We start from the raw sequence: 26,354 nt of genomic DNA, 5'->3' as shown, positions 1-26,354 counted from the left end.
CGTCTATTTTAAATTAAACGAAAAACATCATCTTTCATCTCCTACTTTCTATCCAGGCCTATGATTATTGTTGAAGAAGTACAGAACCCAACTCAGAAAAAGGAATTTTTAGAATTCCCATCCAGACTTTATCAGCATGATAAAAACTATATCAGACCTTTAGATAAAACCATCAATGAAATTTTTGATCCTGAAAAAAACAGGTTCTTCAACAACGGTGAATGTACTCGTTTTCTATTCAAAAACAAGCAGTCTGAAACGTTAGGAAAAGTTGCAGTTTTCATCCATCATGATTATGAGCAGAAACAGCCGACGGGCGGAATTGGTTTTTTTGACTGTATGAATGATCAACAGACCGCTGATTTTATTTTTGACCACTGTAAAAAATGGCTTCAGGAAAGAGGTATGGAAGCGATGGACGGACCGATTAATTTCGGTGAACGGGATAAGTTCTGGGGACTTTTAGTTGAGGGATTCCATGAACCGCTGTATGGGATGAATTATCATCTTCCTTATTATAAAGATTTGTTTGAAAACTATGGTTTTAAGGTTTATTTTGAACAGCTTTGTTTTTCACGGCCTATTTTCTCTGAGGTTCCGAGGGTTTTTACGGTTATGCATACCAAACACAGCCGAAATCCGGAAATTTCTTCCCAACCTTTGAAAAAGAACAATCTCCCAAAATTTGCAAAAGATTTTACAGAAATTTACAATCGTGCCTGGGCCTGCCACGGCGAAGGGAAACAGATAGAGGAAGCAAAAGTTCTGAAAATGTTCAAGACCATGAAGCCTGCCATTAATGAACATATTTCATGGTTTGTTTATGAAAATGAAAAGCCTATTGCCATGTGGATGAATATTCCAGACGTTAATCAATGGTTTAAACATCTTCACGGCAGATTTGGTATTATAGAAAAGCTTAAATTTTTATGGATGAAGAAATTCAGAAAAAACGAGAAGATGGTAGGCCTTGTTTTCGGAGTTGTTCCTGAGTGGCAAAAAAAAGGGATTGACGGCTATATGATCTGGGAAGGGACACAGCATCTGCGGAAGCATACGGATTTTAAAACCACAGAACTGCAATGGATCGGGGATTTTAATCCTAAAATGATCAAAATTGCAGAAAGCCTTAATACAACAGTGACCAGAAAACTGGCTACTTACCGGTATTTATTTGACCGTAATCAGGAGTTTGAGAGACATCCTTATCTTTAAAATAAAAACCCTGCCGTTGAACAGCAGGGTACCTTTCATTTTGATACTTTATTAGAATAGCTCACCGGCTACTTTTTTAATGTTATCACTTTTTCCCATTGAGTAAAAGTGTAGTACAGGAACTCCGAAATCCAGCAGTTCCCGGCATTGGGTAATCGCCCACTCTACCCCGATCTGTTTTACGGCTTCATTGTTTTTAGCATTTTCCACTTCACTGATCAATTCTTCAGGAAGATCGATCTTGAAAACCTGAGGGAGTATTTTTAAATGTTTTTTTGTGGCAATAGGCTTGATTCCCGGAATGATAGGAACCGTGATTCCCATTTCTCTTGCTTTCTGTACAAATTCAATGAATTTTTTATTATCAAAGAACATCTGGGTTACGATATAATCGGCTCCGGCATCTACTTTTTGCTTCAGCCATTTCAGATCATAATTGATGGAAGGAGCTTCCATATGTTTTTCAGGATACCCGGCTACTCCTATGCAGAATTTATTAAGTTCATCGCAAACTGTATCTTCGTTATGAAGATATTTCCCTCTTCCCAGGTCATTGATCTGGTGAACAAGATCCATTGCACTGGCATGTCCTCCCTGAGTAGGTTCGAAATATTGATGTCCTTTCATTGCATCTCCTCTTAATGCCATAACGTTATCAATACCCAAATACATACAATCTACCAGCAGATATTCTGTTTCTTCTTTGGTAAATCCTCCGCACAGCAGATGGGGAACGGTATCTACGTTATATTTATGCTGAATAGCGGCACAGATTCCCAAAGTTCCCGGACGCATTCTTGTGATACGGCGTTCCATAAGCCCATTTCCTTTATCAAGATAGATATACTCTTCTCTGGAAGTCGTTACATCAATGAATGGCGGCTTGAATTCCATTAAAGGATCTATATTGGTATAGAGATCTTCAATTCCTATTCCTTTTTGGGGCGGAACAACTTCCAGGGAGAATAAAGTTTTTCCATTTGCGTTTTTTATATGATCTGTTATCTTCATTTCTTGTCAGTTATTTTTTTGCTGTTACAGGCTGGCTTTTATCGTTTTTAACCAACCATAATTTTAAGCTAAATTGGGAGACAGCCATTTTCCTGCTTCTTCAATGCTACATCCTCTTCTCCTGGCATAGTCTTTCAGCTGATCTTCTGTAATTTTTCCAAGACCGAAATATTTGGCATGCGGGCTTCCGAAATAATACCCTGATACGGACGCCGTAGGAAACATTGCTAAACTTTCGGTAAGGAAAACACCTGTATTTTCTTCCACTTTTAAAAGATCCCAGATGGTTTTCTTTTCCAGATGGTCAGGACAGGCTGGATATCCCGGAGCAGGGCGGATTCCTTTATATTTTTCGGCAATCAGATCTTCATTGCTCAGATCTTCCTGATTGGCGTATCCCCAATATTCTGTTCTTACTTTTTTGTGTAAAAATTCAGCATAGGCTTCTGCAAATCTGTCAGCAAGGGCTTTTACCATGATGGCATTATAATCATCATTAGCTTTTTCATATTCAGAGGCAAGTTCATCCGTTCCGAAGCCTGTTGTTACGCAGAAAGCTCCTACATAATCTGTTTTACCGGAATTCTGTGGTGCAATAAAATCACTTAATGCTAAATATTCTTTTCCTTTTGATCTCTGAGCCTGCTGTCTAAGGCTTAAGAATCTTGCCTGTTCTTTATTATGTTCATCGAAAACAATAATGTCATCCGTTTCATTGGAATTGGCTTTAAAAACTCCAAAAACGGCTTTTGCCTGCAGAAGTTTCTCATCAAGAATCCTCTTGAGAATGACCTGTGCATCTTTAAATAATTCTTTGGCCTGAACTCCTACTACCTCATCTTCTAAAATATTGGGGTATTTACCATGTAGATCCCAGCTTCTGAAGAACGGCGACCAGTCGACAAACGGAAGAAGCTCATTAAGGTCCTGATTTTCTATAACGGTTACTCCTAAATTATTCGGTGTAAAGATGTCTTCGTTTTTCCAGTCTATGGTAAAATTGTTTTCGCGGGCTTCTTCAATTGAAACGTAGTCTTTATCTACCTGTCTGTTCAGGAATTTTTCTCTGAAATCTGAATAGTCATTTTTTAAATCTGAAACGTATTCTTTATTTCTGTCTCCTAAAAGAGAACTTACCACGTTCACTGCTCTGGAAGCATCATTTACGTGAACGACTGCATTTTTATATTTTAAATCAATTTTCACTGCGGTATGTGCTTTTGAAGTGGTAGCACCACCAATCAATAAAGGAAAATCAAGATTTTGTCTTTCTAATTCTGAGGCGATGTATACCATTTCATCAAGGCTTGGCGTAATTAATCCGCTTAATCCGATTACATCTACTTTTTCTGCAATCGCTGTCTGGATGATCTTTTCGGCAGGTACCATTACTCCGAGATCTACAATTTCATAGTTATTACATCCCAATACCACACTCACAATATTTTTTCCGATATCGTGAACGTCTCCTTTTACTGTAGCCATCAGAATTTTACCGTTAGCAGGTCTTGAACCGTCTTTTTCAGCTTCAATAAAAGGCTGCAGATAAGCAACGGCTTTTTTCATTACCCTTGCTGATTTTACGACTTGGGGAAGAAACATTTTTCCGCTTCCGAAGAGGTCACCCACAACTCCCATTCCGGTCATCAGATTGATTTCGATAACATGGAGTGGTTTTGCAGCCTGCTGTCTGGCTTCTTCTACATCTTCTTCGATGAAACGATCGATTCCCTTAACCAAAGCATGGGTAATTCTTTCCTGCAATGGATGATTTCTCCATTCAAGATCTTCAGTCTTTTCTTTTTTAACTGATTTATGTTTTTCGGAATAATCGAGAAGTCGCTCTGTGGCATCATCTCTTCTGTCGAGAATCACGTCTTCTACGAGTTCCAGCAGCTCTTTATTGATCTCATCATATACTTCCAGCATCGCAGGATTTACGATACCGATATTCATTCCCGCCTGAATCGCATGATAAAGGAATACTGAGTGCATTGCTTCTCTTACGGTATCATTTCCACGGAAGGAAAAGGAAACATTGCTCACTCCCCCACTTACCGAAGCATAAGGAAGGTTCTGTCTTACCCATCTTGTGGCTTCAATAAAATCGAGTGCATTCTTTCTGTGTTCTTCCATTCCGGTGGCTACCGGGAAAATATTCAAGTCGAAAATAATATCTTCCGCGGGAAAATTTACCTGATTGACAAGGATGTCGTAAGACCTTTTTGAAATTTCAATTCTCCGTTCGAGATTATCTGCCTGCCCTTCCTCATCAAATGCCATTACGATAACTGCTGCTCCGTATCTTTTTACAGCTTTAGCCTGTTTGATGAATTCTTCTTCTCCTCCTTTCAGACTGATGGAGTTCACCACACATTTTCCCTGAGCTACCTGAAGTCCGGCTTCGAGAATTTCCCATTTGGAAGAATCTACCATGATTGGTATTCTTGCAATATCAGGTTCTGAAGCAATCAGGTTAAGGAATTTGATCATGGAGGCTTTTCCATCAAGTAATCCGTCATCGAAATTCACATCCAGAATCTGTGCACCTCCTTCAACCTGATGACGGGCAATATCGAGTGCTTCAGAGAATTTCTCCTCTTTGATCAGTCTTAAAAATTTTTTGGATCCGGCAACATTAGTCCTTTCACCTACATTGATGAAGTTGCTTTCCGGTGTTATGATAAGAGGCTCAAGGCCTGATAATCTTAAATATTTCATTAATTTTTATTCTTCTAAAATATAGTAGGCATTTTTTGCATTCTGTTTCAGCAGATCTACATGTTTGCCTAAAGCTTTAAAAATCGGGAACCTTTTATAGGCCAGATCATGTTCTTTTGCAAATACCTCGATCTCTTCCGTAATTTCATTATAGTACATATAACTGTAATTCGGAAAGAGGTGGTGGGCAACATGGAAGTTAAAGTTTCCCAGTACATTTCTTACCAGCCAGTTATTTTCCCGCAAGTCATTCGTTACTTCCATCTGATGACGAAGCCAGCTGAACGGAAGTCCGTTTTTCTGATCCAGTTTCGGAAAGGCATTATCCGGAAGTGGGTGCAGAGGCAGGAGAACAAACAGTGCAAAAATACTTGCCGCAATCACTTGCAGAAACCATGCTCCCAAGGCCAAACCGATTGGTACTTTAAAGAACACAACCGGAACCACAATCTGATAAAAGAAGTAAAACAGTTTATAGCTCACCATTTTTACCTTCTCTATCACCGGAATGGTTCCCTGTGTTTTCAGAATGACTCTTTCTTTATCAAAAAAGTCTCTGAAATCCCGGATAAACATCCAGTTGAACAGATAAAGCGGATATACCAGAAAGAAAAATCTGTGTTGGTATTTCTGAACACCTTTAGCTTTGATCCATGGAACAATCAGCAACAAACCGCTCTGTTCTATATCTGTATCCCATCCGTCCACATTCGGATAGGCATGATGGCTTGCGATATGTCTTTTTTTCCAGATGTAGGAATTGGCTCCTACAAAATCAAAAATCTGCAATACCAAAGCATTCAACCTTTTGCTTTTATAAATATTATTATGGGCAGCTTCATGAATTAAATTCAAATAAATCAGAACCAGGGAAAATCCCATTAAAACAAAACTGGAAATATAAACCCAACGTGAATCTGTATGAAACATGGCAAAAAAATACAACCCAAAGTAGATCAAAGGCAGGATCACTGCTTTGATCTTAATATAAATATCCCGGTTTTCAGGAATGGCTTCTACTCTTTGGTTCACTTTCTTTCTCAGCTCATTAAACAATTTGACATCGTCTGAATCTTTTAAGTAACTCGGCTTTTCCATTATTTTTAAATTTTGTGGTTTATTTAAAGATAATATTTATAACCTAGTCTTCATTCGCTGTTTTAATTAAAAAAATCTATTAAATCAGACAAATTTCTTCAATTTTCTTGGCGGATATTCTGCCACTAAATCTGCAATTGCTTTGATGTGATCGGGAGTTGTTCCGCAGCATCCTCCTATAATATTAATCAATCCTTTTTCTGTATATTCTTTGATTTGTCTGGCCATATCTTCCGGAGTTTCATCATATTTTCCGAAAGCATTAGGAAGCCCGGCATTCGGATAAGCAGAGATATAGAACTCTGAATTATGGGCCAGTGTTTCCAGATAAGGCGTCAGCTGATCTGCTCCTAATGCACAATTGAATCCTACGCTTAACAAGTTCAGGTGTGATACTGAGATCAGGAAAGCTTCAGCAGTCTGGCCGCTTAGCGTTCTTCCTGAAGCATCTGTAATTGTTCCTGAAACCATGATCGGAATTTTGATGTTTCTTTCGTCCTGAATTTCATCAATTGCAAACAGAGCAGCTTTTGCATTCAGGGTATCAAAAATAGTTTCTACCAGCAGAATATCTGAGCCTCCATCCAGCAAAGCTTCACATTGCTGTTTGTATGCTACTCTGAGTTCTTCAAAGGTAATAGCTCTGTATCCGGGATCATTAACATCGGGACTTAAACTTGCCGTTCTGTTCGTAGGTCCTATTGAACCTGCAACAAATCTTGTTTTATCAGGGTTCTGAGCTGTAAATTCATCACATACTTTTCTGGCAATTTTTGCAGATTCATAATTCAGATCATATACCAGATCTTCCATATGATAATCTGCCATCGCAATGGTTGTTCCGGAGAATGTATTGGTTTCGATAATATCGGCTCCTGCTTCCAGATATTTTCTGTGCACCTCTTCAATGGCTTGCGGCTGTGTAAGGGAAAGGAGGTCATTATTTCCCTTTACAGGATGCTCCCAGTCTTTGAAGCGTTCACCGCGGTAGTCTTCTTCTTCGAACTTATATCGTTGAAGCATGGTTCCCATGGCTCCGTCGAGAATTAATATTCTTTCGGATAAGGCTTTATATAATTGTTCTGAATTTTTCATATTTCTTTGATAGAGCATAGGATTGCGTCCTATGCTTGTTAAATCGCCCCTTTGGGGCTCTTTTTATTGGTTAATCTAATGCCTGTTTCAGATTTGCAATGATGTTATCTACATATTCCATACCTACTGAACAGCCTACCAAACCTAAGATAAACCGCCTCTTCGGGGCTCTGTTTGTTGAATTAGTCTAATGCCTGTTTCAAATCTGCTATGATGTCATCTACGTATTCCAAGCCTACCGAGCAACGTACAAGGCCTGCGGTAATTCCTACTTCGTTGCGTTCTTCATCCGTCAGTTTGGAGTGGGTGGTTGATGCAGGGTGCGTTACAATCGTTCTTGTATCACCAAGGTTAGCAGAAAGCGAGCACATTTTTATCTTATCCAGGAAATTTCTTCCTCCCTCAATTCCTCCTTTAATTTCAAAGGCCACGATATTTCCTCCCAACTTCATTTGCTTTTTTGCCACTTCATAACTTGGATGAGACTGCAGGAACGGATATTTTACCAATTCTACATTAGGATGACCTTCTAAGAATTCTGCCACTTTCAAAGCATTTTCACAATGTTTTTCTACACGGATGGCCAATGTTTCCAAGCTTTTTGACAATACCCAAGCGTTGAAAGGGGACATTGCCGGTCCTGTGTTTCTTGCAAAAAGATAGATTTCTCTGATAAGGTCTTCCTTTCCTACTGCCACACCTCCTAATACTCTACCCTGTCCGTCGATCAGCTTTGTTGCAGAATGTACAACAATATCGGCACCATATTTCACAGGCTGCTGAAGGTAAGGTGTTGCAAAACAGTTGTCTACAATAAATATCAGGTTATGCTTTTTCGCGATCTTTCCAAAAAATTCAAGATCCAGAATTTCAATAGCCGGATTGGTAGGTGTTTCCAGATATAAAATCTTTGTATTAGGCTGAATGTACTGTTCTACATTTCCGGCATCTTCTGCTTTAAAATAGGTGGTTTCAATATTCCATTTCGGGAAATACTTTGTAAAAAGTGTATGAGTAGATCCGAAAACAGACTGACAGCTTACGATATGATCTCCTGCATTCAGCAAAGCCGCAAATGTAGAATAGATTGCAGCCATTCCTGTTGCAAATGCATATCCTGCTTCTGCTCCTTCCATTTTAGCAATTTTTTCTGTGAATTCGCTTACGTTAGGGTTTGAAAAACGACTGTACAGATTTTTAGGTTTTTCTTCAGCAAAACTCGCTCTCATATCCTCCGCATCCTGAAAAATAAAGCTGGAGGTAAGATATAACGGTGTGGAATGTTCATCAAACTGAGACCTTTCTGTTTGGGTTCTTATTGCTGATGTTTCGAAATTTTCCATATAGTTTTAATTTTGATAATACGGCACAGGGGGCTATATTATTTGATTTTGTTTAATACGTTTGTTGATTGATTGATGCGTTTTGTTTGATAGTTTGATAGGACTGCGTTCTATCCTGGGTTAAATCGTCCCTTTGGGACTTTGACAATCAATCTATTTTGTTTCGCTTACTCTTAAAATATCTCCGAAGACGCCTCTTGCAGTTACCTGTGCTCCGGCTCCGGCTCCCATGATCACGATAGGGTTTTCACCGTAGCTTTCTGTATAGATCTCAAAGATGGAATCTGAGCCTTTCAACTGTCCTAAGGCTGAAGTTGCAGGAACGGAAATTAATTTTACATCCAATTCACCTTTTTCTTTCTGTAAATCACCGTGTAAGTCACCAACATATCTCAACACATGGCCAGGCTCCTGATTTTCTTTGATTTTCTGATATTCTTCATCCAGCTCTTCCAGTCTTGAAAGGAATTCTGTTTTTGAAACTGAAAGTAAATTTTCAGGAACCAGATTTTGAATGTTGATATCTCCAAACTCGTTAATTAAATCTAATTCTCTTGACAGTATTAATAATTTTCTTGCCACATCATTTCCAGATAGATCTTCTCTTGGGTCCGGTTCTGTATATCCTTTTTCCAGAGCTTCGTTGATGATTGTGGAAAATTTATCATCTCTCAAAGAAAAGTTATTGAAAACATAGCTCAATGTTCCGGAGAATACGCCTTTTATTCTGGTGATATTCTCTCCTGAAAGGTGAAGAAGTTTAATGGTATCAATCAATGGGAGGCCAGCTCCTACATTGGTTTCATACAGATAACGTCTGTTATTTTTACTTAATGTATATCTTAGTTTACGGTATTCTTCGATTGGAAGAGTGTTAAATATTTTATTGGAAGAAACCAGATCAAATCCGTTTTCAGCCAAAGCATGATAATTTTTTACGAAGTCTTTGCTGGCAGTATTATCTACTACGATCAGGTTTTCCAGTTGATTTTCATTGGAGAAATTGATGAGTTCCTGAACGTTTGACGGATGCTCTGCTGTCAAAACCTCATCTGTCCAGTTGGCATCAAAACCCTTTTTATTGAAAGCTATTTTCTTTGAATTGGCTACTGCTACAACTTTAAGGTCTATTTTTTTACGTCTTTTAATTTCTTCTGCAGATTCCAGGACCTGTTCTATCAGGGTTTTTCCAACGTTGCCATGACCAATAATTGCCAGATGAACGGTCTTTGGTTTTTTGAAGATTTCAGATTCTATGATGTTTTTGGTTTTTTCATCCTGTGAAGAAGTTACTACAATGTTTACCCTGTTCTCACCGGCAACCTGATTTAACAGCAATGGGAAGACATTATTTCTTGCCAGTTCTGCAAAAACCTTATTGAAGTCTTCTGCTACAAAACCAATGACAGAGACATTATTGATACTATAGATCTGTGAAACTTTTCCTGATTTTCTTTCTGCTTCAAATTCATCAATGAGACATGACACTGCTTTTTCTGCATCATTTTCATGAACCAAAATAGAGATTCCGTTTTCTATTGCTTGCTGAGAAATCACCCCTACACTGATTCGCGCTAAAGTCAGCGCTTTAAAAATTCGTCCATCAATTCCTATTTCTCCCAAGAAATCTTCTCCTTCAAATTTGATAATTGATCTGTTCTTTAAAAATTTTATTTCGTTAGCATTTTTCATTTCTCTATAAAATGTTTTTTATGATATTGTTTAATTGTTGATATTCCATTAGGAAGGCATCATGCCCGTGTATAGATTGGATCTCGTGATAAGAAATATTCTCTTTTTTTTCTTTTAAGTTTTCAAAACACGTCCGAATTTCGGAAGCAGGAAAGAATAAGTCTGTATCTACGGAGATCATGTGCATTCGTGCCTGTATCTTATCCAGTGCTGTATCATCAGCATTAATATTCATCAGTAAATGATTCATCAGCCTGTACGCTTTTAAACTAAATCTTTCGTTTAGAGCATTGCCGTGATATATTAACCAGTCTTCTGATTGTAAACATTGTTTCTCCTGATTATACTGGTTTTGAAATCTATTGTTTAATGACTGCGGAGTTCTGTAGCACAACATGGCATGAATTCTTGCTTTCTGTAAAGGCTCATCCTGACTATTCAGTAAGAATTTTTGAACCAGACATTGTGCATGCAGCCAATCATGAGTTCTGTAATCACAGGCTATAGGAATGAATATTTCCGCCAGTTCAGGCTGCTTGGTAAGCATTTCCCAGGCAATTCCTCCTCCAAGGGAGCCTCCGATAATGGCGTATAGGTTTTTGATATGTAAAGCCTCCAACCCTTTCAGGAATATATTGGCTATATCTGATGGGGTGAAGTCTTCATAGTCTTCAATTAAAAAATCATCATATCCGTTTCCGGGAATATTGAAGCACAGAACAGTGTATTTATTGGTATCAACAACCTGATTTTCTCCTACCAGCTGCTTCCACCAGCCTTTTTCACCGGACACATTTGAATTTCCGGTAAGGGCATGATTGATGAGAATAATTGGGGCTGTAAACAGGTCTTTCCCGAAGATCTGGTAGGTCAACGGGATATGATATTCCTTTTGGGAATGTGTATGATACGAAAGATTAATATAGTTTAGTTCTGTTTTCAATTCTATTATTTTAATACAATTGAAAATGCCACAGGAAATGGCTGAAAAGAACTTCAGTAAGTTATCTGTCCAAAATAATTCTGGTAGAACGTAGCACCTTCTTTGCTTGCACAAAGGGTTGCTAAGGTTTCATAGGGTCTAATCCCTCAACCTTTCTTGATAACATTTTCAATATTTGAATGAACGAATGGTGCAAAGGTAGTTCTTTTCTTTTAAATATTTCAAAAAATTTTATTTAATATTAAAAAAGCCTGTAAAGAGAAGAGTTTCAAGGATATGTTAAGGATTGTTCAGACGAAAAAAATTGGAATTACTTTTCAAAAAAACTACCTTCGTATTGAAAAAAATGATGAGATATGACTGTTGAAAAGGAAAGATTACAAAATATACAATGGAAAAACTGGGGGCCTTATGTGAGTAACCGGCAATGGGGAAATGTACGTGAAGACTACAGTCCGAACGGAAATGCCTGGAACTTTACCAACCACGACAATGCCGAAAGCTATGCGTACCGATGGGGAGAGGAAGGGATTGCAGGAATCTCTGATGTAAAGCAGCTTTTCTGTTTTGCTTTTTCATTCTGGAATAAGAAAGATAAGATTGTTAAGGAACGTTTTTTCGGACTGAGCAATCCTCAGGGGAATCACGGAGAGGATATTAAAGAAATTTTTTATTATCTGGACAATACACCTACTCACAGTTATATGAAGATGGTGTATAAGTATCCTATCAATGCGTTTCCATATGATGAACTTGTTGCTGAAAACGGAAGACGCAGCAAAAAGGAACCGGAATATGAAATTTTTGATACGGGAATCTTCAATAATGATGAGTATTTTGATATTTTCATTGAATACTGTAAAGCCGATCACAACAATATTCTTGCGAGGGTAACGGTTTGTAACAGAAGCCAGCATGATGCCCCGATTGTTGTAATGCCTACAGTCTGGTTCAGAAATAACTGGAAATGGGGTTATAATACCTATAAAGGGCAGGTGCATGCTTCTCATGATGGAAGTATTGATATTGCCCATGATAGCATTTCGATCAAAAAGCTTTATTCAAGAAATGCGGATGTACAGAGTGTTTTCTGTAATAATGAAACCAACAATTCCAAACTGTATGGTACTCCTCATGCTGAAAACTCCTATTTCAAAGATGGCATCAATGATTTTGTTATCTATGGAAGTGCTACTGTAAATCCGGAAAAAAGAGGAACTAAAGCTTCTTTTTTGATTGATGAGATCATCGGAGCGGGACAATCTAAAATTTTTGATTTCAGATTATGTCCTGAGGAAACGGATGAGCCTTTTGAACAGTTTGATGAAATCTTCAATACCAGAATCGGCGAAACGAATGATTTTTATAACGAAGTTCAGAGTGACACAACCGATGAAGATGAAAGAAATGTTCAGAGACAGGCTTTTGCAGGGCTTTTATGGAATAAACAGTTTTATCATTACAATATCGGCAAATGGCTGAAAGGTGATCCCAATTTTGATGCACCCAGAAACTTCAATGATTATGTGAGGAACACGGAGTGGAACCACCTTCACAATAAGGATATTATTTCAATGCCTGATAAATGGGAATATCCGTGGTATGCAACCTGGGACCTGGCTTTTCACTGTGTTCCGTTTTCTATTATTGACGCTGAATTTGCAAAAGGACAGCTTCTTCTGCTTACGAAAGAATGGTATATGCATCCGAACGGACAGCTTCCTGCCTATGAATGGAATATGAGTGATGTAAATCCTCCGGTACATGCATGGTCTTGTTTCAGGGTTTTTAAAATTGATGAAAAACAGAATGGCAAACCCGATCTTTTATTTCTTGAAAAGGTATTCCAAAAGCTGCTTCTTAATTTTACCTGGTGGGTAAACCGGAAGGATAAAAGCGGTAATAATATTTTTGGCGGCGGCTTCTTAGGATTGGATAACATTGGAGCATTCGACAGAAATATGGAACTGAAAGACGGGCAGCATCTTGAACAGGCTGACGGAACAAGCTGGATGGCCATGTACGCCCTGAATATGATGCGGATTGCTATGGAACTTGCCCAATATTATCAAGTTTATGAGGATATGGCGATCAAGTTTTTTGAACATTACTTGTATATCGCAGAAGCTATGGAGAACCTTGGTGATGGCAAGGAAGGCCTGTGGAATGAGGAAGACGGCTTTTTCTATGATGTGCTTCAGCTTGGTAACGGGGAAAGTGTTTCATTACGATTAAGAAGTATTGTAGGATTGATTCCTTTGTTTGCGGTGGAGATTGTTGATCACAGACTGTTAGAAAAGATGCCTAATTTCCGAAGCAGAATGGAATGGATCTTAAAAAACAAACCGGAACTCACCAAACTGGTTTCGCACTGGGATGAGGAAGGACACGGCAGAAAGCATCTGATGAGTATTCTGCGCAAGAACAGACTGACAAAAGTTTTAACCAGAATGCTTGATGAGAAAGAGTTTCTAAGTACCTATGGAATCAGAGCTATGTCTAAAGTCTATGAGGAAAATCCGTTTGTATTTTCTGTTCATGGGTCTGAAAATGTGGTGTATTATACTCCGGCAGAAAGTGACAGCCGAATGTTTGGTGGCAACAGTAATTGGAGAGGACCAATCTGGTTCCCTATCAACTTCCTGATTGTGGAAAGTTTACAGCGTTTTCATTTTTATTATGGAAACAGCTTAAAAGTGGAACTTCCTACCGGAAGCGGCGATAAGAGGAATCTGGATGAAGTGGCACAAAATATCAGCCACAGACTCTGTTCTATATTCTTAAAGGACGAAAACGGACAGCGTGCTTTCAATGGCGGAAACGCCAAGTTCAATTATGATGAACATTTTAAAGACTATATTACCTTTTTTGAATATTTCCACGGAGATAACGGACGGGGTGTGGGCGCCTCTCATCAAACGGGGTGGACTGCCACGGTGGCTAAACTGCTTAAGCCAAGACTTACTTTTTAATGGGTAATCAGGAATAGGTGATGAGGAATAAAAAAAAGCCGGATAGATAGACTGCACCCAAAAGTTTAGACAAAATTAAACAATATTATTATATGAAAGAGTTCGGTACTGTACCGGACTCTTTCCTTTTAGATTAAGTCTTATCCTGTCGTTATTGTAGTAATTGATATACTTCTTTATTTCTTTTTTGAGCTCATCAATGGTTTTAAATTTCTTAGTATAGAACATTTCAGATTTTAAAGTTCCAAAGAAGTTTTCTATTACCGCATTATCCAGGCAGTTTCCTTTGCGGGACATACTTTGGATAATGCCTTTTTCTTTTAACAGATGCTGATAGGCTTTCATCTGATATTGCCAGCCTTGATCAGAGTGGATAATGAGGTTTTCAGTATTCTTGATTTTTCTGAGCCCTTTTTTGAGCATATTTACAACCTGTGCAAAGGCAGGCCTTTCCGAGAGATCGTAACTGATAATCTCGCCATTGTAAAGATCAATTATCGGCGAAAGATACAATTTACTGCCCGAGACGTTAAATTCTGTCACATCAGTGGCCCATTTTCTGTTTGGCTGATCTGCCTTAAAGTTCCTCTCCAGAATATTTGGTGCTATCCTGCCTTGCTCTCCCCGGTAAGATCTGTATTTTTTAACCCTAACGATACTTTTCAATCCTAGGGTCTTCATCAGTCTTAAGACCGTTTTATGATTAATTACAATTCCTTGCTGTTTCATAATCAAAGTAATACGACGGTATCCAAACCGGCCTTTATGCCTATGATAAATCTGTTTTATCAAAGTTTTTACTTCTCCATATTTATCTTTTTTATCAAGAGCTTTCTGATGGTAATAGAAACTGCTTCTGGCCATACCTGTACAATCCAGCAGGAGTGACAGGTCATATTTTCGCCTTAATCCTTCGATGGCCTCTGCTTGTTCTTTTTGAGAGTTAAGGCGTCTAACTTTTTTAGAAAATCAATTTCAGCTCGAAGCCTTTCGTTTTCCAATAAAAGTTCTTCTTCTCTGGTCAATGGCTTATCGGACTTTCTTTTCTTACGCTTGTGATCACTCATAATGCAGGGTCTTCCTTTGGGTTTGTTCTTTAACCCTAAAATACCACTTTTTTCGTAATCCCTTTGCCAATTCAACACGCTAGACTGAGCTGCGATATCGAATCGGATACATGCTTCCCTTTGGGAGATATGTTCTGTTTCGATGGCTTTTAGAACTTTAACCTTAAAATTCAGGGAATAGCTCTTGTTTTTTCTCGGTTGTAGCCCCGAGATTACGTACTTGTTATAAAAACCAATCCATTTGCGCAGATTGCTTTCATTAAATCCTTTCTCTGTTGCTATAGATTCAATCGAACGATAAGAGTTTTTGTGAAGATTAATACATTCTAATTTGAAAGCAACGCTAAATTTTTCTTTTCTATACATAAAAAAATGCCCCTAAAAAGTGTCTAACTTTTTGGGGGCAGTCCAATTGTCCGGCTTTTCTGTATTTAGAATATTAGATTATATTTTTTCTCCGTTCACAAAAACCTCATATCCGATTTCTACATTCGGCTCCAGAGTTTTTGATACGGAACAGTATTTTTCAAAGGACAGTTGTGCTGCTTTTAAAGCTTTTTTAGGATCTATATTTCCTTCCAAAAGAAATTTTACTTTAATTGCTTTGAATGGTTTCGCATCTTCTACGGGAACTCTTTCTCCTTCTACTTCGGCCTGAAATCCTGTGATTTCCTGACGCTGTTTTTTCAGGATAGATACCACATCAATACCACTGCATCCTGCCACAGCCATCAAAACGCTTTCCATTGGAGAAACTCCTTTGGCTCCGGGTTGTGAAGTATTGTCCAGAAGGATAGAATTTCCCTGGGAGTTGGTGCATTCAAATAGAAAGTCGTCGTTTATTCTGTTGAGTGTTATTTTCATTGTTGCTTGTTGCTTGTTGCTTGTTGCTTGTTGCTTGTTGCAAAGTTATAAAATTCCTCTCGCTTTTATCTCCAGGTATTTATTGATAACGTCAATATTTAAATTTTCAGGAAGGGTATATACGGTATAGATTCCATATTTCCGTAATTCCTGGATGATCAGTTTTTTTTCAAATTCAAATTTTTCAGCAATTACCTCATCATAGATCTCCTGCATACTTTCAGGATTTTTATGGATTAGGGTCTGCAGCTCTGAGTTTTTGAAGAAGACAACAACCAACAAGTGATTTTTTGCAATTCCTCGGAGATATTTCAACTGGCGGTTCAGTCCGTCCAATGTTTCAAAATTGGTGAAAAGCAGTACAAGACTTCTCTGGTTCAGAGAATATTTTACATCCTGGTAAAGACGGTTGAAGTCGCTTTCAAAAAAATCTGTTTTGATGTTATAAAGCGCTTCGGAGATTTTTCTTAACTGTCCTGATTTATTTTCTGCAGCCACTTTATTTTCCGTTTTTTTTGAAAAGGTCATCATCCCGGCACGGTCTCCTTTCTTCAGAATAATATGAGATAATGCCATTGCAGCATTGATAGAATAATCAAGCAGACTTAATCCGTTGAAAGGCATTTTCATTGTTCTTCCTTTATCAATCAGTATAAAGATCCGCTGTGATTTCTCATCCTGAAACTGATTAACCATTAGTCTGTTTGTTTTGGAGGTGGCTTTCCAGTTGATGGTTCTGATATCATCCCCGGGAACATATTCTTTGATCTGCTCAAATTCCATGGTGTGCCCCAGTTTTCTGATTTTTTTGATACCTCCCAGCATAAATTCACTTTGTAACGCCATCAGTTCATATTTTCTGAGATGTACAAAAGATGGATAAGAAGGCAGCATAGCATCTTTCTGGAAATTAAATCTTTTAGCGGCCAATCCTAAAGGTGAAGAAACATACACATTCAGGCTTCCAAAATGATATTCTCCTCTTTCTTTAGGTTCCAGGCTGTATTGGAAATAAGTGTTTCTTCCGGAATCGATTGTTTTCAGAATTAAAAAGTCTCTTTTCTGAAACTGAAAAGGAATTTCGTCAATGATTTTGGTTGTGATCTTAAAACCATAGTTGTTTTTAATATCAATTTTGATGAAGTTTTCATCCCCGTTTGATAATTTTTCCGGAAGTATTCTTTGTGCCTGCAGACCATTTTTCTGATTAAACAACAACAGATAATCTACCATGACCGCAAGGAAGCAGACTACCAGTGCAATATGGCCAATGATCATCATAAACGGAAAGAAAAATGCCAGGACATACAGGATCCCCACTCCAATGAGCGCAAAGAAAAATCGTGTATTGATGTATAGGTTTTTCATTAATTAGGTTGTAGGCTGCAGGTTTTAGATTTTAAATGATCCCTATCTAGGTATTTCTATTCCTTCTAAAATCTGACGGATAATTTCATCTGCAGTAAGGCCTTCCATTTCTCTTTCCGGAGAAACGATCACTCTGTGTCTCAGTACAGCATAACTTGCTTCTTTAATATCTTCCGGGGTTACAAAATCTCTTCCTCTTAATGCGGCAAAGGCTTTTGAGGCGGTAAGCAAAGCAAGAGAAGCTCTCGGAGAGGCACCAAGATACAGGAACTGGTTTTCTCTGGTATTGATGATGATTTTAGCAATATATTCCATCAGTTGGGCTTCTACAATAATCTCTTTTACGAGATGCTGGTAATTTTTCAGCTGTTCAGCGGTAATTACACGGTTAACACCTTCCGTTTTATCTTCTTTTTTGCTTTCGTGCTGGTTCTTAATGATGGCAATCTCCTGCTCCAGGTTAGGATAGCCAACATTGATTTTGAAGAGGAAACGGTCCAATTGGGCTTCAGGAAGCCTGTAGGTTCCTTCATGTTCAATCGGGTTTTGGGTAGCAACAACAAGGAAAGGTTCATCCATGATGTAGCGGGTTCCATCCATTGTGATCTGTCTTTCTTCCATTACCTCAAATAATGCAGCCTGAGTTTTCGCCGGAGAACGGTTGATCTCGTCAATTAATATAAAGTTGGAGAAGATGGGTCCTTTTTTAAATTCAAATTCAGAGTTCTTTACGCTGAAAACTGAAGTTCCCAAAATATCGGAAGGCATCAGATCCGGAGTAAACTGAATTCTGCTGAAGCCTACATCTATGGTCCTTGCCAATAATTTTGCCGTGATGGTCTTTGCTACTCCCGGCACGCCTTCTATCAGTACGTGCCCGTTGGATAAAAGTGCAGCCAAAAGGTGTTCAATCATGTTTTCCTGCCCTACAATGACTTTACCGATTTCAGCTTTTACTTTATCAATGCTTGCACGCAGCTCAATCATGTCTATCCTGGACTGAAACTGGTCTTCGCTTTTATTAAGATTGATAGAGCTTTTATTTTCTATGTTTTCGTTATCAAAATTTTCCATATTTTATATTTTTTATGACAGATGATAGGACTGCGTTCTATCCTGGGTTAAATCATCCCGTTGGGACTTTTTTCTAATTCAGCAATGATTAAAACTGTCATACATTATTAATCCATTTTATTATTTCAATATTTCATCAAGGAGTTTATTCATCCTTGCAAGATCTTCTTTCATTACACTGGCGTATGGGTCCTGTGATTTTCGGATAAGAGTGATTGCCTCCTCAATCATTTCTATGCTTTTTCCAGTTTTCAATTGCAGTTTCTTGGCAAATTCCATATCCAGATTTTGGGTATCTATCAGTAAGTCCATTCTTACTTTATTCAGAAAATACTGGGATTTTTTGGCCATCATATCATGAAAGTCTCCTTCCTGAAGATAGAGATTCCCTATGCTTTTCACAAAATCTACGGAAGTATTTCTCAATGGCTCCATCACAGGTACTATCCGCTGTTTTCTTTTTGCGTTGAAAAAAATAAACAATACCAATCCTCCCAAAAATACCCACCATGCATATTTAAGAGCAGGATTGGATAAAACAACTCTCATGAAGAAGCGTGATACTTTTGTATTTCCATCTACAAACCAAAGCGTTTCTTTATCCTGAAGATATGAAAAGACATCCTGTGCATATTTGCTATTTCCTGGTTTTAAAAGATAGTAATTGGTAAGAAATAATGGTTCACAATGCACATAAATGGTTCCTTTTCCAAATTTGGTTTTTATAAAATTGACCTGATCTGTATTCTCTTTTTCAACAGTTTTTCCCAGAATTTCTATCTGGGGCTTGATATATGAGAATCCTCTTCCCGACGGGAATTTATCTAAGTGAATGAAATCATTCTGGTATTTTTTGTCCGTTAACTTCAGTACATTTTCTTCTGCGAAAGAAATATCGGAGTCGTAGTACCCTATACTATCCGAAATCTCTTTAGGCATACGGCTTACAATCAGCATTGCATCAGATCCTTTTGAGACCTGATCCAGAATTTTATTCCATGATTCTTTATCAATCTCATGTTCGATGACCACAATATTGTGAGCTTTTCCTTTATGGCTGTTGTAATAGTCATAAGGTGTCTGATCAATCTTTTTCAGTTTTCCTTTAAATAAATCTTTAGCCTCATTATTAAAAACAAACAGTCCGAATGGAGATTTTTCATTGATATCAAAATTTTTCCGCCAGTCTGTTGTTTCTTTTTTATTGACTTCAAGCAATGCCAGAATAATCATCACAATGATGAATATGACAGCATATATTTTGAAGGTTTTGTTCATGATTAATTCGTTTAGTTACGGTTTAAATGCCTGGTATTGATCTTTAAATTTCAGATAGCTCCGTTCATCGATATTGAATTCTCCATACCAGACATTATCAAAGATGTAAGAGAGTTCGGAAAATTCGGCTTTCAGATGAAGGGCTTTTAGTTCGGCTGTATAATCTTTATTTGTTTTTTCGGGATTCCAGTTGATCAGCTTTTTATCGCTTAATTTCTTGAGGGTCAGTAAAAACTGGTAACGAACCGCTGAACGGTAGTCTCTTTCTCTTTCAAAGTGGGCAATACTTTCGGGAAAGTTAATCTCATGGATATTTTCATAAAGCTCTTCGGCCTCAATATCTAACTTTTTATTTTTTCTGCCAAAGAAGAAATTCCCTTCTTTCCCCATCAGATATTTAATGATAAAATAAAGCAGAAATCCTACAAGAATAATGGCAAACAGCCGGATAAAAATATCAGTAGCTTTAGCTGATTTACTAAAAACAGTTTCCCCAAATATGCTCTCAAGGATTTTACCTATTTTCCTCATCAGTTTCTGAAAGAAAGACTCCCGTGGTTTAGATACGGAATAATCAAATTCGTTTCCTTTATATCTCGACGGAATATTTTCTTTGAACTTTTTTGCGTAGACTGTATTTTCTGAAACCGGCTTCAGGATCAGGACGGAATCCGCACGCAGCATATTATGGTAATGTCCTGTATCAACAGAGTCTCCCATATATTCTTCCACCACAGTTGCTGATCCGTCATCATCCTGTGCGTAAACGGAACCTATGGAGAAAAAGAGTAATAAAAAAATAAGCAGTTTATTCATTGAGACCAATTGTATCTATTTCTGCCAGTTCAACTTTCTGATGAAGATCTGTTCTGCTGTCGTAATACATCAAACCTGCATTTACATACATCAGGTTCGAAAGAAAAAGAGAAAGAAGTGTTGATAATCCATATAATACAAAGACAAGAATTCCTATGAACCCGTCTGCAAAAGGGTTTTCTTCAAAGTTTCCGTCCGGAGCAGTGGTAAGTAATGATCCATACAGAAAAAAGACAGGTACAAAGGTAAATATTATCATTACAGCATACATAATGATAAACATGATCAATGTTGCTCCCCAATATTTCCAGTAAGGTGATTTCTCATTTCCATTCGGATAAGAAAATTGCGCTCTTACGGAATAGCTCAAGCTCTCTAAAAAGCCTCTATCAGCATTAAAGTAATCATACATCAGGAATGAGGTTACATTGAATGCAGTGGGATAAACAAGTAATATCAGGAAAAGCCCGATAAAAATAATCAGCAATACATAAGAAAAGCCCATTACAATCATCAGCACCGGTAATACAATAAAGGTCATGCCAATACACATCTTAAAGATCCGGCCTGCATTTCTTTTAAAATCTCCTAAAATCTCATCTGTTTTTACCTTTTGGGCACCTTCTGCAATTCTTTTCATATAAAAGACGGGAAACAGATAATTGATAACGGCCAATAGAGCAAAAAGAAGAAATACTAATACTCCTGCAACAATCAGCATTCCTGAATTTTCTGCAAAATATCTTTCAAAATAATACGTTTCTCCACTTAGATTGGAACCCATTATCTGTCCGAAGATTTCTCTGAATCCAAAAATAATGACAGCAACTGCCAAAATCAGCAGCAATCCATTGATCAGAAAATAATTCTTGAAATAATTCTTACCATACAGCTTGAAAAAATTAAAGCTGTCACTGATAAAACTTCCAAATTCTCTTTTTTTATAAAACTGTATCATTGATCTGATTATTAGTTTGTTTATGCACTATTGAAGGATATACAAAATAGTAAAATCCTATAATAGCCAGTGAACTGAAAATGATAACAAGATTCATTGCCAGTGGCATTTTTAAAGCGTGTCTCGTTACATAACCTTCTATAATTCCGGCACAGATTGTAAATGGAACGGTACTCAGAAATATTTTAAATGAATCTTGAAAACCTCTTTTAAAAGAATTGAATCTTGAAAATGTTCTCGGAAAAAGAATACTTGCTCCAAGAATCAGCCCGCACATGGCTTCCACCACCATGGCAAAGATCTCAAAAACCCCGTGAAGCCAGATTCCTCTTGCGCTATCTTTCAACGCTCCGTAATCATAGAAAAAATACTGAAATGATCCCAGCATTACACTATTGGAAAGAAGAGCGAATAGAGTTCCTACCCCTCCGGTGATTCCGTAAATATATAATTTTGCCCCTACTCCAATGTTATTAAAAATAATTCCGATAGTACTTCCCCACGTAGATCCGCTTTGATATACTCCTACAGCATTTCCTTTTTTAATATTTTCTATGGTTTCATTCACATAACTTTCTCCAAGAATAATATTGGCAAAGTCTTTATCATAGACTGCAGAAAGTACTCCTATAGAGGTAAAGAAGATAAAAAACAGAAAAGCATACATCAGATACCTCCTGTATTGATAAACCAGCAAAGGAACTTCTGTTTTGAAAAAATAAACCAGCCGGTTTTCCTCTACTCTTTTGGTTTTATAAATTTTTTGGAATATCTGAGAAGACAGATGATTCAGATAAACGGTTGTATTGCTTTTGGGATAATAAGTCTGTGCAAAAGAAAGATCATTGATCAGGTTGATATACAACGAAGACAGGTCATCCGGATTTTTTTTAATTTTCCCTTGAATAACCTGTTCAATTCCCAACCATTTTTCTTTATTTTGTTTAATGAAATAAACCTCTCTCATAATTGTATAGGCTAAAATAATAAAAATTATGTCTCAAATTGCGATAAATACCTCACAAAATGTAAATATTAATTTCAATATTGCCAGTGTTGGGGAAAGAATGCTTGCATTTATCATTGATCTGCTGATCAAGGTAGCCTACGTTATTTTTGTATTCTACCTTTTCTTTAATATTCTGGATCTGGGATATCTTTTGAGAGGACTTGACCAATGGTCTGTTATGGCGGTTTATATTGTGATCACCTTTCCGGTTTATATTTATCCGGTTGTTTTAGAAAGTCTGATGGAAGGACAGACTCCCGGTAAAAAACTCATGAAAATCAGAGTGGTAAAGATTGACGGATACCAGGCCAGCTTTGGTGATTATATGATCCGGTGGGTTTTCAGATTGATTGACACCTCATTTGTAGGATCAATAGGGGTAATCTCTATGATTGTTTCTAAAAATAACCAACGATTGGGCGACATCGCTTCCGGTACAGCTGTAATTTCTTTAAAAAACAATATTACTATTTCTCATACCATCTTAGAAAATATCCATCAGGATTATGTTCCTTCGTTTCCGCAGGTTATTGCTTTAACCGACAATGATATGAGGATCATCAAAGACAATTATACCAAAGCGCTCAAAGTGGATGACCGGCAGATTATCAGCAAGCTTTCCGATAAGATTAAAAGCATTCTAAAACTCGAGATAGATCCAGCTAAAATGACTGAAAGACAGTTCATCAGCGTGGTCATTAAAGATTATAACTATTATACAGGGAAGGACAATTAGCAGGTGAATGGTTAATTAATATTGGATCAGTTATTCATATTATCTATCATTCATCATTTTACAAACGGCGTATTTTTTGTATTTTTAATCACAAAGTTTAGATTATGACATTTGAAAACAACAGATCGGGCAACGGAGGTCTTCTTACCCTGAACAATGAGATAAAAGAGGTGGGAAGACTTACCTATACCATTTTTCCTGAAGAAAATAAACTTATTATTTCTTTTGTACTGGTTCATCCGGAATTTGAAGGCAGAGGTATGGGAAAATATCTTGTAGAGGAAGCTATAAAATTTGCCAGAGAAAATAAATGGAATGTCTATCCTCATTGTTCTTATGCAAGATCTGTTATGATGAGGATGAGCGATGTGGAAGATATATTCTTAAAGAACTAAAGAGGTTTCTATAAATTACACAAAAGAAAAGGATGAATTAATTTTCTTTATGGGCCCAATCAAGAATTTGTTTAACAGCAGCCATAATTTCCTGCTGCCCTTCTTGCTGCTTAAGATCAATTCCCCGAAAAGTACTTTCGTTCGTATGAGAATGTATGGTGAGATAATAGATACCGCCCATTAAAATGGCTTCTATTGCTCTGAAGTTTCCTTCTTTATTTCCAACCACTTTTTCGATCTGCTTTTCCCTTTTCTGAGACTGATCTTTCAGTATCGGAAGTTCTTTACTCAATTCCCAGGCAATAACTCCACGCATTTCTCCGTCATTCATCAAACATTCAAATTGTTTTTCCAGAAATCGACAGGACGTATTGGTCTTTGTATGATTATTTTGGCTGAATAGTTTTCCCCAGAAATTGCGTTTTTTAAAATACTCTTCTGCCAATCCATTTAAGTCTCCGAAATATTCATAAATCAGCTTTTTATCGCAGCCTGCAATCTTTGCAATCTTCACAAGATTAACAGATGAAAACCCTTCTTCTTTTATAATCTCTCCAAGAGCGTTAATCAGCTTGCCTTTTGTTACTTCCTTATTTCTAATAGGCCCCTCTACCTCTTTTCTAGTTTTTTTAATTTTTCTCATCCCTTCGTTTTATCTGCAATTTGCATTTTTTTATTTATTTAAATGAAAATTGATAAAACATACTAAACTTTTCAAATTAATATTAAAGAAATAGTAATATAATAGGTAATGATATTTTTTATTTAAACACAAATAAGAATAATTGAGAATAACATTTTGTGCTATTTTTTAAAAGTCAGCACTTCATTCACGAGGATTTCTTCAATATCATCAGGATAACTTACTTTTAAGTGATGATCTGAAGCCACCCATTTCATAATTTCCTGAAAATTCAGCACTTTAGAATTCGGGATTCCCATGAGATCCAGAGCAGCCGCATTGCATTCTTGCTCGTATTGATTGTGAATAGGAATAACAAACAGCTTTTTATCCATAAAAAGTGCTTCCGCAGGAGTTTCGAAGCCTGCATTGCATAAAATCCCCTCACAGCTTTCAAAATATTTCAGATACTGCACTTCGTCAATAGGGAAAACTTCAACATTTTTTACTTTAACCTGGGCTTTGCTGTATTTTGAAAATACCTTCCACTCTACCGGAATCTGCTTTAAGACTTTAATAATATTTTCGTCTGCAAAACTGGGAAGATAAACCAGATAATATCCTTTTTTTTCAGGATTTAAATTTCTGATCTTGTTCCTGATTACCGGTTTTTTGATTTGAGGGTGATACCTCTCAAAATGAAAACCTATTTTCTTTTCACTGGGAACATAGTACTTCAAAATCAGTTCTCCTAAAAAATCTCTCTTTTGGGGTTTGGGTGTTTCCGAAAAGCTCATGGAAGCCTGGTGGCTAAGTTCAATCATCGGAAGCTTCCTCATTTTACAAGCCCAGCCTGTTAGAGGTTCGTAATCATTAATAATAAGATCGTACTGCGAAAGTTCAAGTTCCCTGATTGTTTTTACTGCTTTTAAGAAATGATTTTCAGTAAATGTTTTACGGTAGGATAATCCGCCGGTTTTGTTATAGAGAAGGGAAATCCCTTGATGTTGGAAGTTAATATCAAAGCCTGCCTTTAACTGTGATTGGTGGCCACTGATTAAAGTATCCACCGAAGCATATTTTTTGAGAATAGGAATAATCTCCTGTGCTCTGGCCATATGTCCGTTTCCGGTTCCCTGAAATGCATACAGAATTTTCATCTAGGTAAAATTGGTTACTATTTTCAGAAGCTCAGAACTATCCATATCCGGGATTTCTTCAGCCTCGTCATCTTTAAGCAGATGTTTATTCTCATCATAATAAAAAATCTTCCATTCTTTATTATCATATTCCAGTGCGGATAAATTTTCGATCCAGTCTCCGGAATTCAAATAGGTACAGGATCCTTTTTTAGTGATCACTTCGCGTATCTGAGGCTGATGAATGTGGCCACATATCACATAGTCATAATGATTATCAATAGCCAGTTCAGAAGCAGTCAACTCGAAATCTCCGATGTATTTTACCGCTTTTTTCACGTTATTTTTGATTTTTTTTGAAAATGAATATTTTTCTCTGCCCATTTTCTCCAGAAACCAATTAACGGCATTGTTGACCATGATCAAAAGATCGTATCCTTTGCCGCCAAGTTTGGCAATCCACTTGGAATGCTGAACGGAAGCATCGAAAACATCTCCATGAAAAATCCAGGTCTTTTTTTTGTCCATATTCAGGCAAATCTTATTGCAGACCTTAAGGTTCCCCAATTCAAAATCGGTAAACTTACGGAACATTTCATCATGATTTCCTGTGATATAATAAACATCTGTGTTTTTAGTAGCCAATGAAAGGATCTTCCTGATCACTTTCAAATGAGGTTTAGGGAAGTAAGACTTTTTGAACTGCCAGATATCAATAATATCCCCATTTAAAACTAAAGTTTTAGGCTGGATAGAATTAAGATACCTCAACAATTCTTTAGCCTTACATCCATAAGTTCCCAAATGAACATCCGATATAACAACTAATTCTACGTTTCTTTTCATCCGTATATTTTCAGCTTTTTTAATTTGGCCGGATGGAACGTCTTCATATTCTTATTGAATAGAAACAGAGCAGACGTTTCATAATTTTATAC

General features: G+C 37.3%; 23 protein-coding genes and 1 riboswitch. Of the genes, 4 read left to right on the top strand and 19 right to left on the bottom strand.

The genetic code is table 11. From position 1 onward, the window contains the following. Positions 1-60 precede the first annotated feature (60 nt). Positions 61-1,215, top strand: coding sequence for a hypothetical protein (locus tag FW768_RS17945; protein WP_153397750.1), 1,155 nt, complete (start codon positions 61-63; stop codon positions 1,213-1,215). Positions 1,216-1,266: 51 nt separating this feature from the next. On the opposite strand, the gene metF is transcribed toward FW768_RS17945, so the two are convergent. The 7 genes from metF to FW768_RS17910 form a co-directional block, all read right to left on the bottom strand. Then, entirely contained in the window at positions 1,267-2,226 is a 960-nt protein-coding gene (metF, locus tag FW768_RS17940; RefSeq protein ID WP_153397748.1) for a methylenetetrahydrofolate reductase [NAD(P)H], read from the bottom strand. A gap of 63 nt (positions 2,227-2,289) precedes the next feature. Then, complete coding sequence (gene metH / locus FW768_RS17935) at positions 2,290-4,947, bottom strand: methionine synthase (protein ID WP_153397747.1); 2,658 nt, start codon at positions 4,945-4,947, stop codon at positions 2,290-2,292. Positions 4,948-4,953: 6 nt separating this feature from the next. Further along, positions 4,954-6,045, bottom strand: coding sequence for a fatty acid desaturase family protein (locus FW768_RS17930; protein WP_153397745.1), 1,092 nt, complete (start codon positions 6,043-6,045; stop codon positions 4,954-4,956). Between the two features lie 84 nt (positions 6,046-6,129). Continuing rightward, positions 6,130-7,140, bottom strand: coding sequence for a homocysteine S-methyltransferase family protein (locus FW768_RS17925; RefSeq protein WP_153397743.1), 1,011 nt, complete (start codon positions 7,138-7,140; stop codon positions 6,130-6,132). 182 nt (positions 7,141-7,322) lie between these two features. Then, a complete protein-coding gene (locus FW768_RS17920; RefSeq protein WP_153397741.1) occupies positions 7,323-8,483 on the bottom strand; it encodes an O-succinylhomoserine sulfhydrylase in 1,161 nt (386 codons plus the stop codon). A 153-nt stretch (positions 8,484-8,636) separates the two neighbouring features. After that, a complete protein-coding gene (locus tag FW768_RS17915; RefSeq protein WP_153397739.1) occupies positions 8,637-10,175 on the bottom strand; it encodes an ACT domain-containing protein in 1,539 nt (512 codons plus the stop codon). Between the two features lie 4 nt (positions 10,176-10,179). Beyond that, entirely contained in the window at positions 10,180-11,118 is a 939-nt protein-coding gene (locus FW768_RS17910; protein ID WP_153397737.1) for an alpha/beta fold hydrolase, read from the bottom strand. A gap of 58 nt (positions 11,119-11,176) precedes the next feature. Continuing rightward, a riboswitch (SAM riboswitch) is annotated at positions 11,177-11,284 on the bottom strand. 190 nt (positions 11,285-11,474) lie between these two features. On the opposite strand from FW768_RS17910, the gene FW768_RS17905 reads away from it, so the two are divergent. Next, positions 11,475-14,090 (top strand): MGH1-like glycoside hydrolase domain-containing protein, encoded by a 2,616-nt coding sequence (locus tag FW768_RS17905; protein WP_153397735.1) that lies wholly within the window; start codon positions 11,475-11,477, stop codon positions 14,088-14,090. A 75-nt stretch (positions 14,091-14,165) separates the two neighbouring features. Here FW768_RS17905 and FW768_RS17900 read toward each other — a convergent pair whose 3' ends face one another. From FW768_RS17900 to FW768_RS17860, 9 genes are all read right to left on the bottom strand, one after another. Continuing rightward, positions 14,166-15,008, bottom strand: a complete 843-nt coding sequence (locus tag FW768_RS17900) for an IS3 family transposase (protein WP_153392340.1) — start codon at positions 15,006-15,008, stop codon at positions 14,166-14,168. Then, positions 14,996-15,523: a helix-turn-helix domain-containing protein gene (locus FW768_RS17895; protein WP_153392342.1), complete on the bottom strand. Its 528-nt coding sequence runs from the start codon at positions 15,521-15,523 to the stop codon at positions 14,996-14,998. Before FW768_RS17895 ends, FW768_RS17900 begins: the two co-directional genes overlap by 13 nt. A gap of 78 nt (positions 15,524-15,601) precedes the next feature. Next, positions 15,602-16,021 carry an OsmC family protein gene (locus FW768_RS17890; RefSeq protein ID WP_153397733.1) on the bottom strand — a complete coding sequence of 140 codons (420 nt, stop codon included), beginning with the start codon at positions 16,019-16,021 and terminating at the stop codon, positions 15,602-15,604. A 45-nt stretch (positions 16,022-16,066) separates the two neighbouring features. Beyond that, on the bottom strand, positions 16,067-17,389 hold the full coding sequence (locus FW768_RS17885; protein ID WP_153397731.1) for a DUF58 domain-containing protein: 1,323 nt from the start codon (positions 17,387-17,389) through the stop codon (positions 16,067-16,069). A 42-nt stretch (positions 17,390-17,431) separates the two neighbouring features. Further along, a complete protein-coding gene (locus tag FW768_RS17880) occupies positions 17,432-18,463 on the bottom strand; it encodes an AAA family ATPase (protein WP_153397729.1) in 1,032 nt (343 codons plus the stop codon). A gap of 120 nt (positions 18,464-18,583) precedes the next feature. Further along, complete coding sequence (locus FW768_RS17875) at positions 18,584-19,741, bottom strand: DUF4350 domain-containing protein (protein WP_153397727.1); 1,158 nt, start codon at positions 19,739-19,741, stop codon at positions 18,584-18,586. Between the two features lie 15 nt (positions 19,742-19,756). After that, positions 19,757-20,557, bottom strand: coding sequence for a DUF4129 domain-containing protein (locus tag FW768_RS17870; RefSeq protein WP_153397725.1), 801 nt, complete (start codon positions 20,555-20,557; stop codon positions 19,757-19,759). Continuing rightward, positions 20,550-21,515 (bottom strand): DUF4013 domain-containing protein, encoded by a 966-nt coding sequence (locus FW768_RS17865; RefSeq protein WP_153397724.1) that lies wholly within the window; start codon positions 21,513-21,515, stop codon positions 20,550-20,552. The genes FW768_RS17870 and FW768_RS17865 overlap by 8 nt, the downstream gene beginning before the upstream one ends. Beyond that, the gene (locus tag FW768_RS17860; protein WP_153397722.1) at positions 21,499-22,482 is read right to left on the bottom strand and encodes a stage II sporulation protein M; all 984 of its coding nucleotides are present in this window, start codon (positions 22,480-22,482) and stop codon (positions 21,499-21,501) included. The genes FW768_RS17865 and FW768_RS17860 overlap by 17 nt, the downstream gene beginning before the upstream one ends. A gap of 28 nt (positions 22,483-22,510) precedes the next feature. On the opposite strand from FW768_RS17860, the gene FW768_RS17855 reads away from it, so the two are divergent. Together FW768_RS17855 and FW768_RS17850 are read left to right on the top strand one after the other, a co-directional pair. After that, positions 22,511-23,260 (top strand): RDD family protein, encoded by a 750-nt coding sequence (locus FW768_RS17855; protein ID WP_153397720.1) that lies wholly within the window; start codon positions 22,511-22,513, stop codon positions 23,258-23,260. A gap of 104 nt (positions 23,261-23,364) precedes the next feature. Then, entirely contained in the window at positions 23,365-23,655 is a 291-nt protein-coding gene (locus FW768_RS17850; protein WP_153397718.1) for a GNAT family N-acetyltransferase, read from the top strand. Positions 23,656-23,692: 37 nt separating this feature from the next. Here the strand turns inward: FW768_RS17850 and FW768_RS17845 are convergent, their stop codons facing one another. The 3 genes from FW768_RS17845 to FW768_RS17835 form a co-directional block, all read right to left on the bottom strand. Further along, positions 23,693-24,298, bottom strand: a complete 606-nt coding sequence (locus tag FW768_RS17845) for a TetR/AcrR family transcriptional regulator (RefSeq protein WP_153397716.1) — start codon at positions 24,296-24,298, stop codon at positions 23,693-23,695. Between the two features lie 161 nt (positions 24,299-24,459). Beyond that, complete coding sequence (locus FW768_RS17840) at positions 24,460-25,437, bottom strand: glycosyltransferase family protein (RefSeq protein ID WP_153397714.1); 978 nt, start codon at positions 25,435-25,437, stop codon at positions 24,460-24,462. Then, positions 25,438-26,262 (bottom strand): UDP-2,3-diacylglucosamine diphosphatase, encoded by an 825-nt coding sequence (locus tag FW768_RS17835; protein ID WP_153397712.1) that lies wholly within the window; start codon positions 26,260-26,262, stop codon positions 25,438-25,440. Between the last annotated feature and the right edge of the window lie 92 nt (positions 26,263-26,354).

Source organism: Chryseobacterium vaccae (assembly GCF_009602705.1).
Taxonomy (GTDB): Bacteria; Bacteroidota; Bacteroidia; order Flavobacteriales; family Weeksellaceae; genus Chryseobacterium; species Chryseobacterium vaccae.
This window is presented reverse-complemented; position numbering and strand designations above follow the sequence as displayed.

Excerpts from the sequence above, each read along its gene's own strand:
- FW768_RS17915 (WP_153397739.1), bottom strand. The coding sequence starts at position 10,175 with ATGAAAAATGCTAACGAAATAAAATTTTTAAAGAACAGATCAATTATC.
- metH (WP_153397747.1), bottom strand. The coding sequence starts at position 4,947 with ATGAAATATTTAAGATTATCAGGCCTTGAGCCTCTTATCATAACACCG.
- FW768_RS17860 (WP_153397722.1), bottom strand. The coding sequence starts at position 22,482 with ATGAGAGAGGTTTATTTCATTAAACAAAATAAAGAAAAATGGTTGGGA.
- FW768_RS17895 (WP_153392342.1), bottom strand. The coding sequence starts at position 15,523 with ATGTATAGAAAAGAAAAATTTAGCGTTGCTTTCAAATTAGAATGTATT.
- FW768_RS17855 (WP_153397720.1), top strand. The coding sequence starts at position 22,511 with ATGTCTCAAATTGCGATAAATACCTCACAAAATGTAAATATTAATTTC.
- metF (WP_153397748.1), bottom strand. The coding sequence starts at position 2,226 with ATGAAGATAACAGATCATATAAAAAACGCAAATGGAAAAACTTTATTC.
- FW768_RS17870 (WP_153397725.1), bottom strand. The coding sequence starts at position 20,557 with ATGAATAAACTGCTTATTTTTTTATTACTCTTTTTCTCCATAGGTTCC.
- FW768_RS17945 (WP_153397750.1), top strand. The coding sequence starts at position 61 with ATGATTATTGTTGAAGAAGTACAGAACCCAACTCAGAAAAAGGAATTT.
- FW768_RS17835 (WP_153397712.1), bottom strand. The coding sequence starts at position 26,262 with ATGAAAAGAAACGTAGAATTAGTTGTTATATCGGATGTTCATTTGGGA.
- FW768_RS17840 (WP_153397714.1), bottom strand. The coding sequence starts at position 25,437 with ATGAAAATTCTGTATGCATTTCAGGGAACCGGAAACGGACATATGGCC.
- FW768_RS17890 (WP_153397733.1), bottom strand. The coding sequence starts at position 16,021 with ATGAAAATAACACTCAACAGAATAAACGACGACTTTCTATTTGAATGC.
- FW768_RS17885 (WP_153397731.1), bottom strand. The coding sequence starts at position 17,389 with ATGAAAAACCTATACATCAATACACGATTTTTCTTTGCGCTCATTGGA.
- FW768_RS17845 (WP_153397716.1), bottom strand. The coding sequence starts at position 24,298 with ATGAGAAAAATTAAAAAAACTAGAAAAGAGGTAGAGGGGCCTATTAGA.
- FW768_RS17905 (WP_153397735.1), top strand. The coding sequence starts at position 11,475 with ATGACTGTTGAAAAGGAAAGATTACAAAATATACAATGGAAAAACTGG.
- FW768_RS17850 (WP_153397718.1), top strand. The coding sequence starts at position 23,365 with ATGACATTTGAAAACAACAGATCGGGCAACGGAGGTCTTCTTACCCTG.
- FW768_RS17930 (WP_153397745.1), bottom strand. The coding sequence starts at position 6,045 with ATGGAAAAGCCGAGTTACTTAAAAGATTCAGACGATGTCAAATTGTTT.
- FW768_RS17875 (WP_153397727.1), bottom strand. The coding sequence starts at position 19,741 with ATGAACAAAACCTTCAAAATATATGCTGTCATATTCATCATTGTGATG.
- FW768_RS17865 (WP_153397724.1), bottom strand. The coding sequence starts at position 21,515 with ATGATACAGTTTTATAAAAAAAGAGAATTTGGAAGTTTTATCAGTGAC.
- FW768_RS17920 (WP_153397741.1), bottom strand. The coding sequence starts at position 8,483 with ATGGAAAATTTCGAAACATCAGCAATAAGAACCCAAACAGAAAGGTCT.
- FW768_RS17880 (WP_153397729.1), bottom strand. The coding sequence starts at position 18,463 with ATGGAAAATTTTGATAACGAAAACATAGAAAATAAAAGCTCTATCAAT.
- FW768_RS17925 (WP_153397743.1), bottom strand. The coding sequence starts at position 7,140 with ATGAAAAATTCAGAACAATTATATAAAGCCTTATCCGAAAGAATATTA.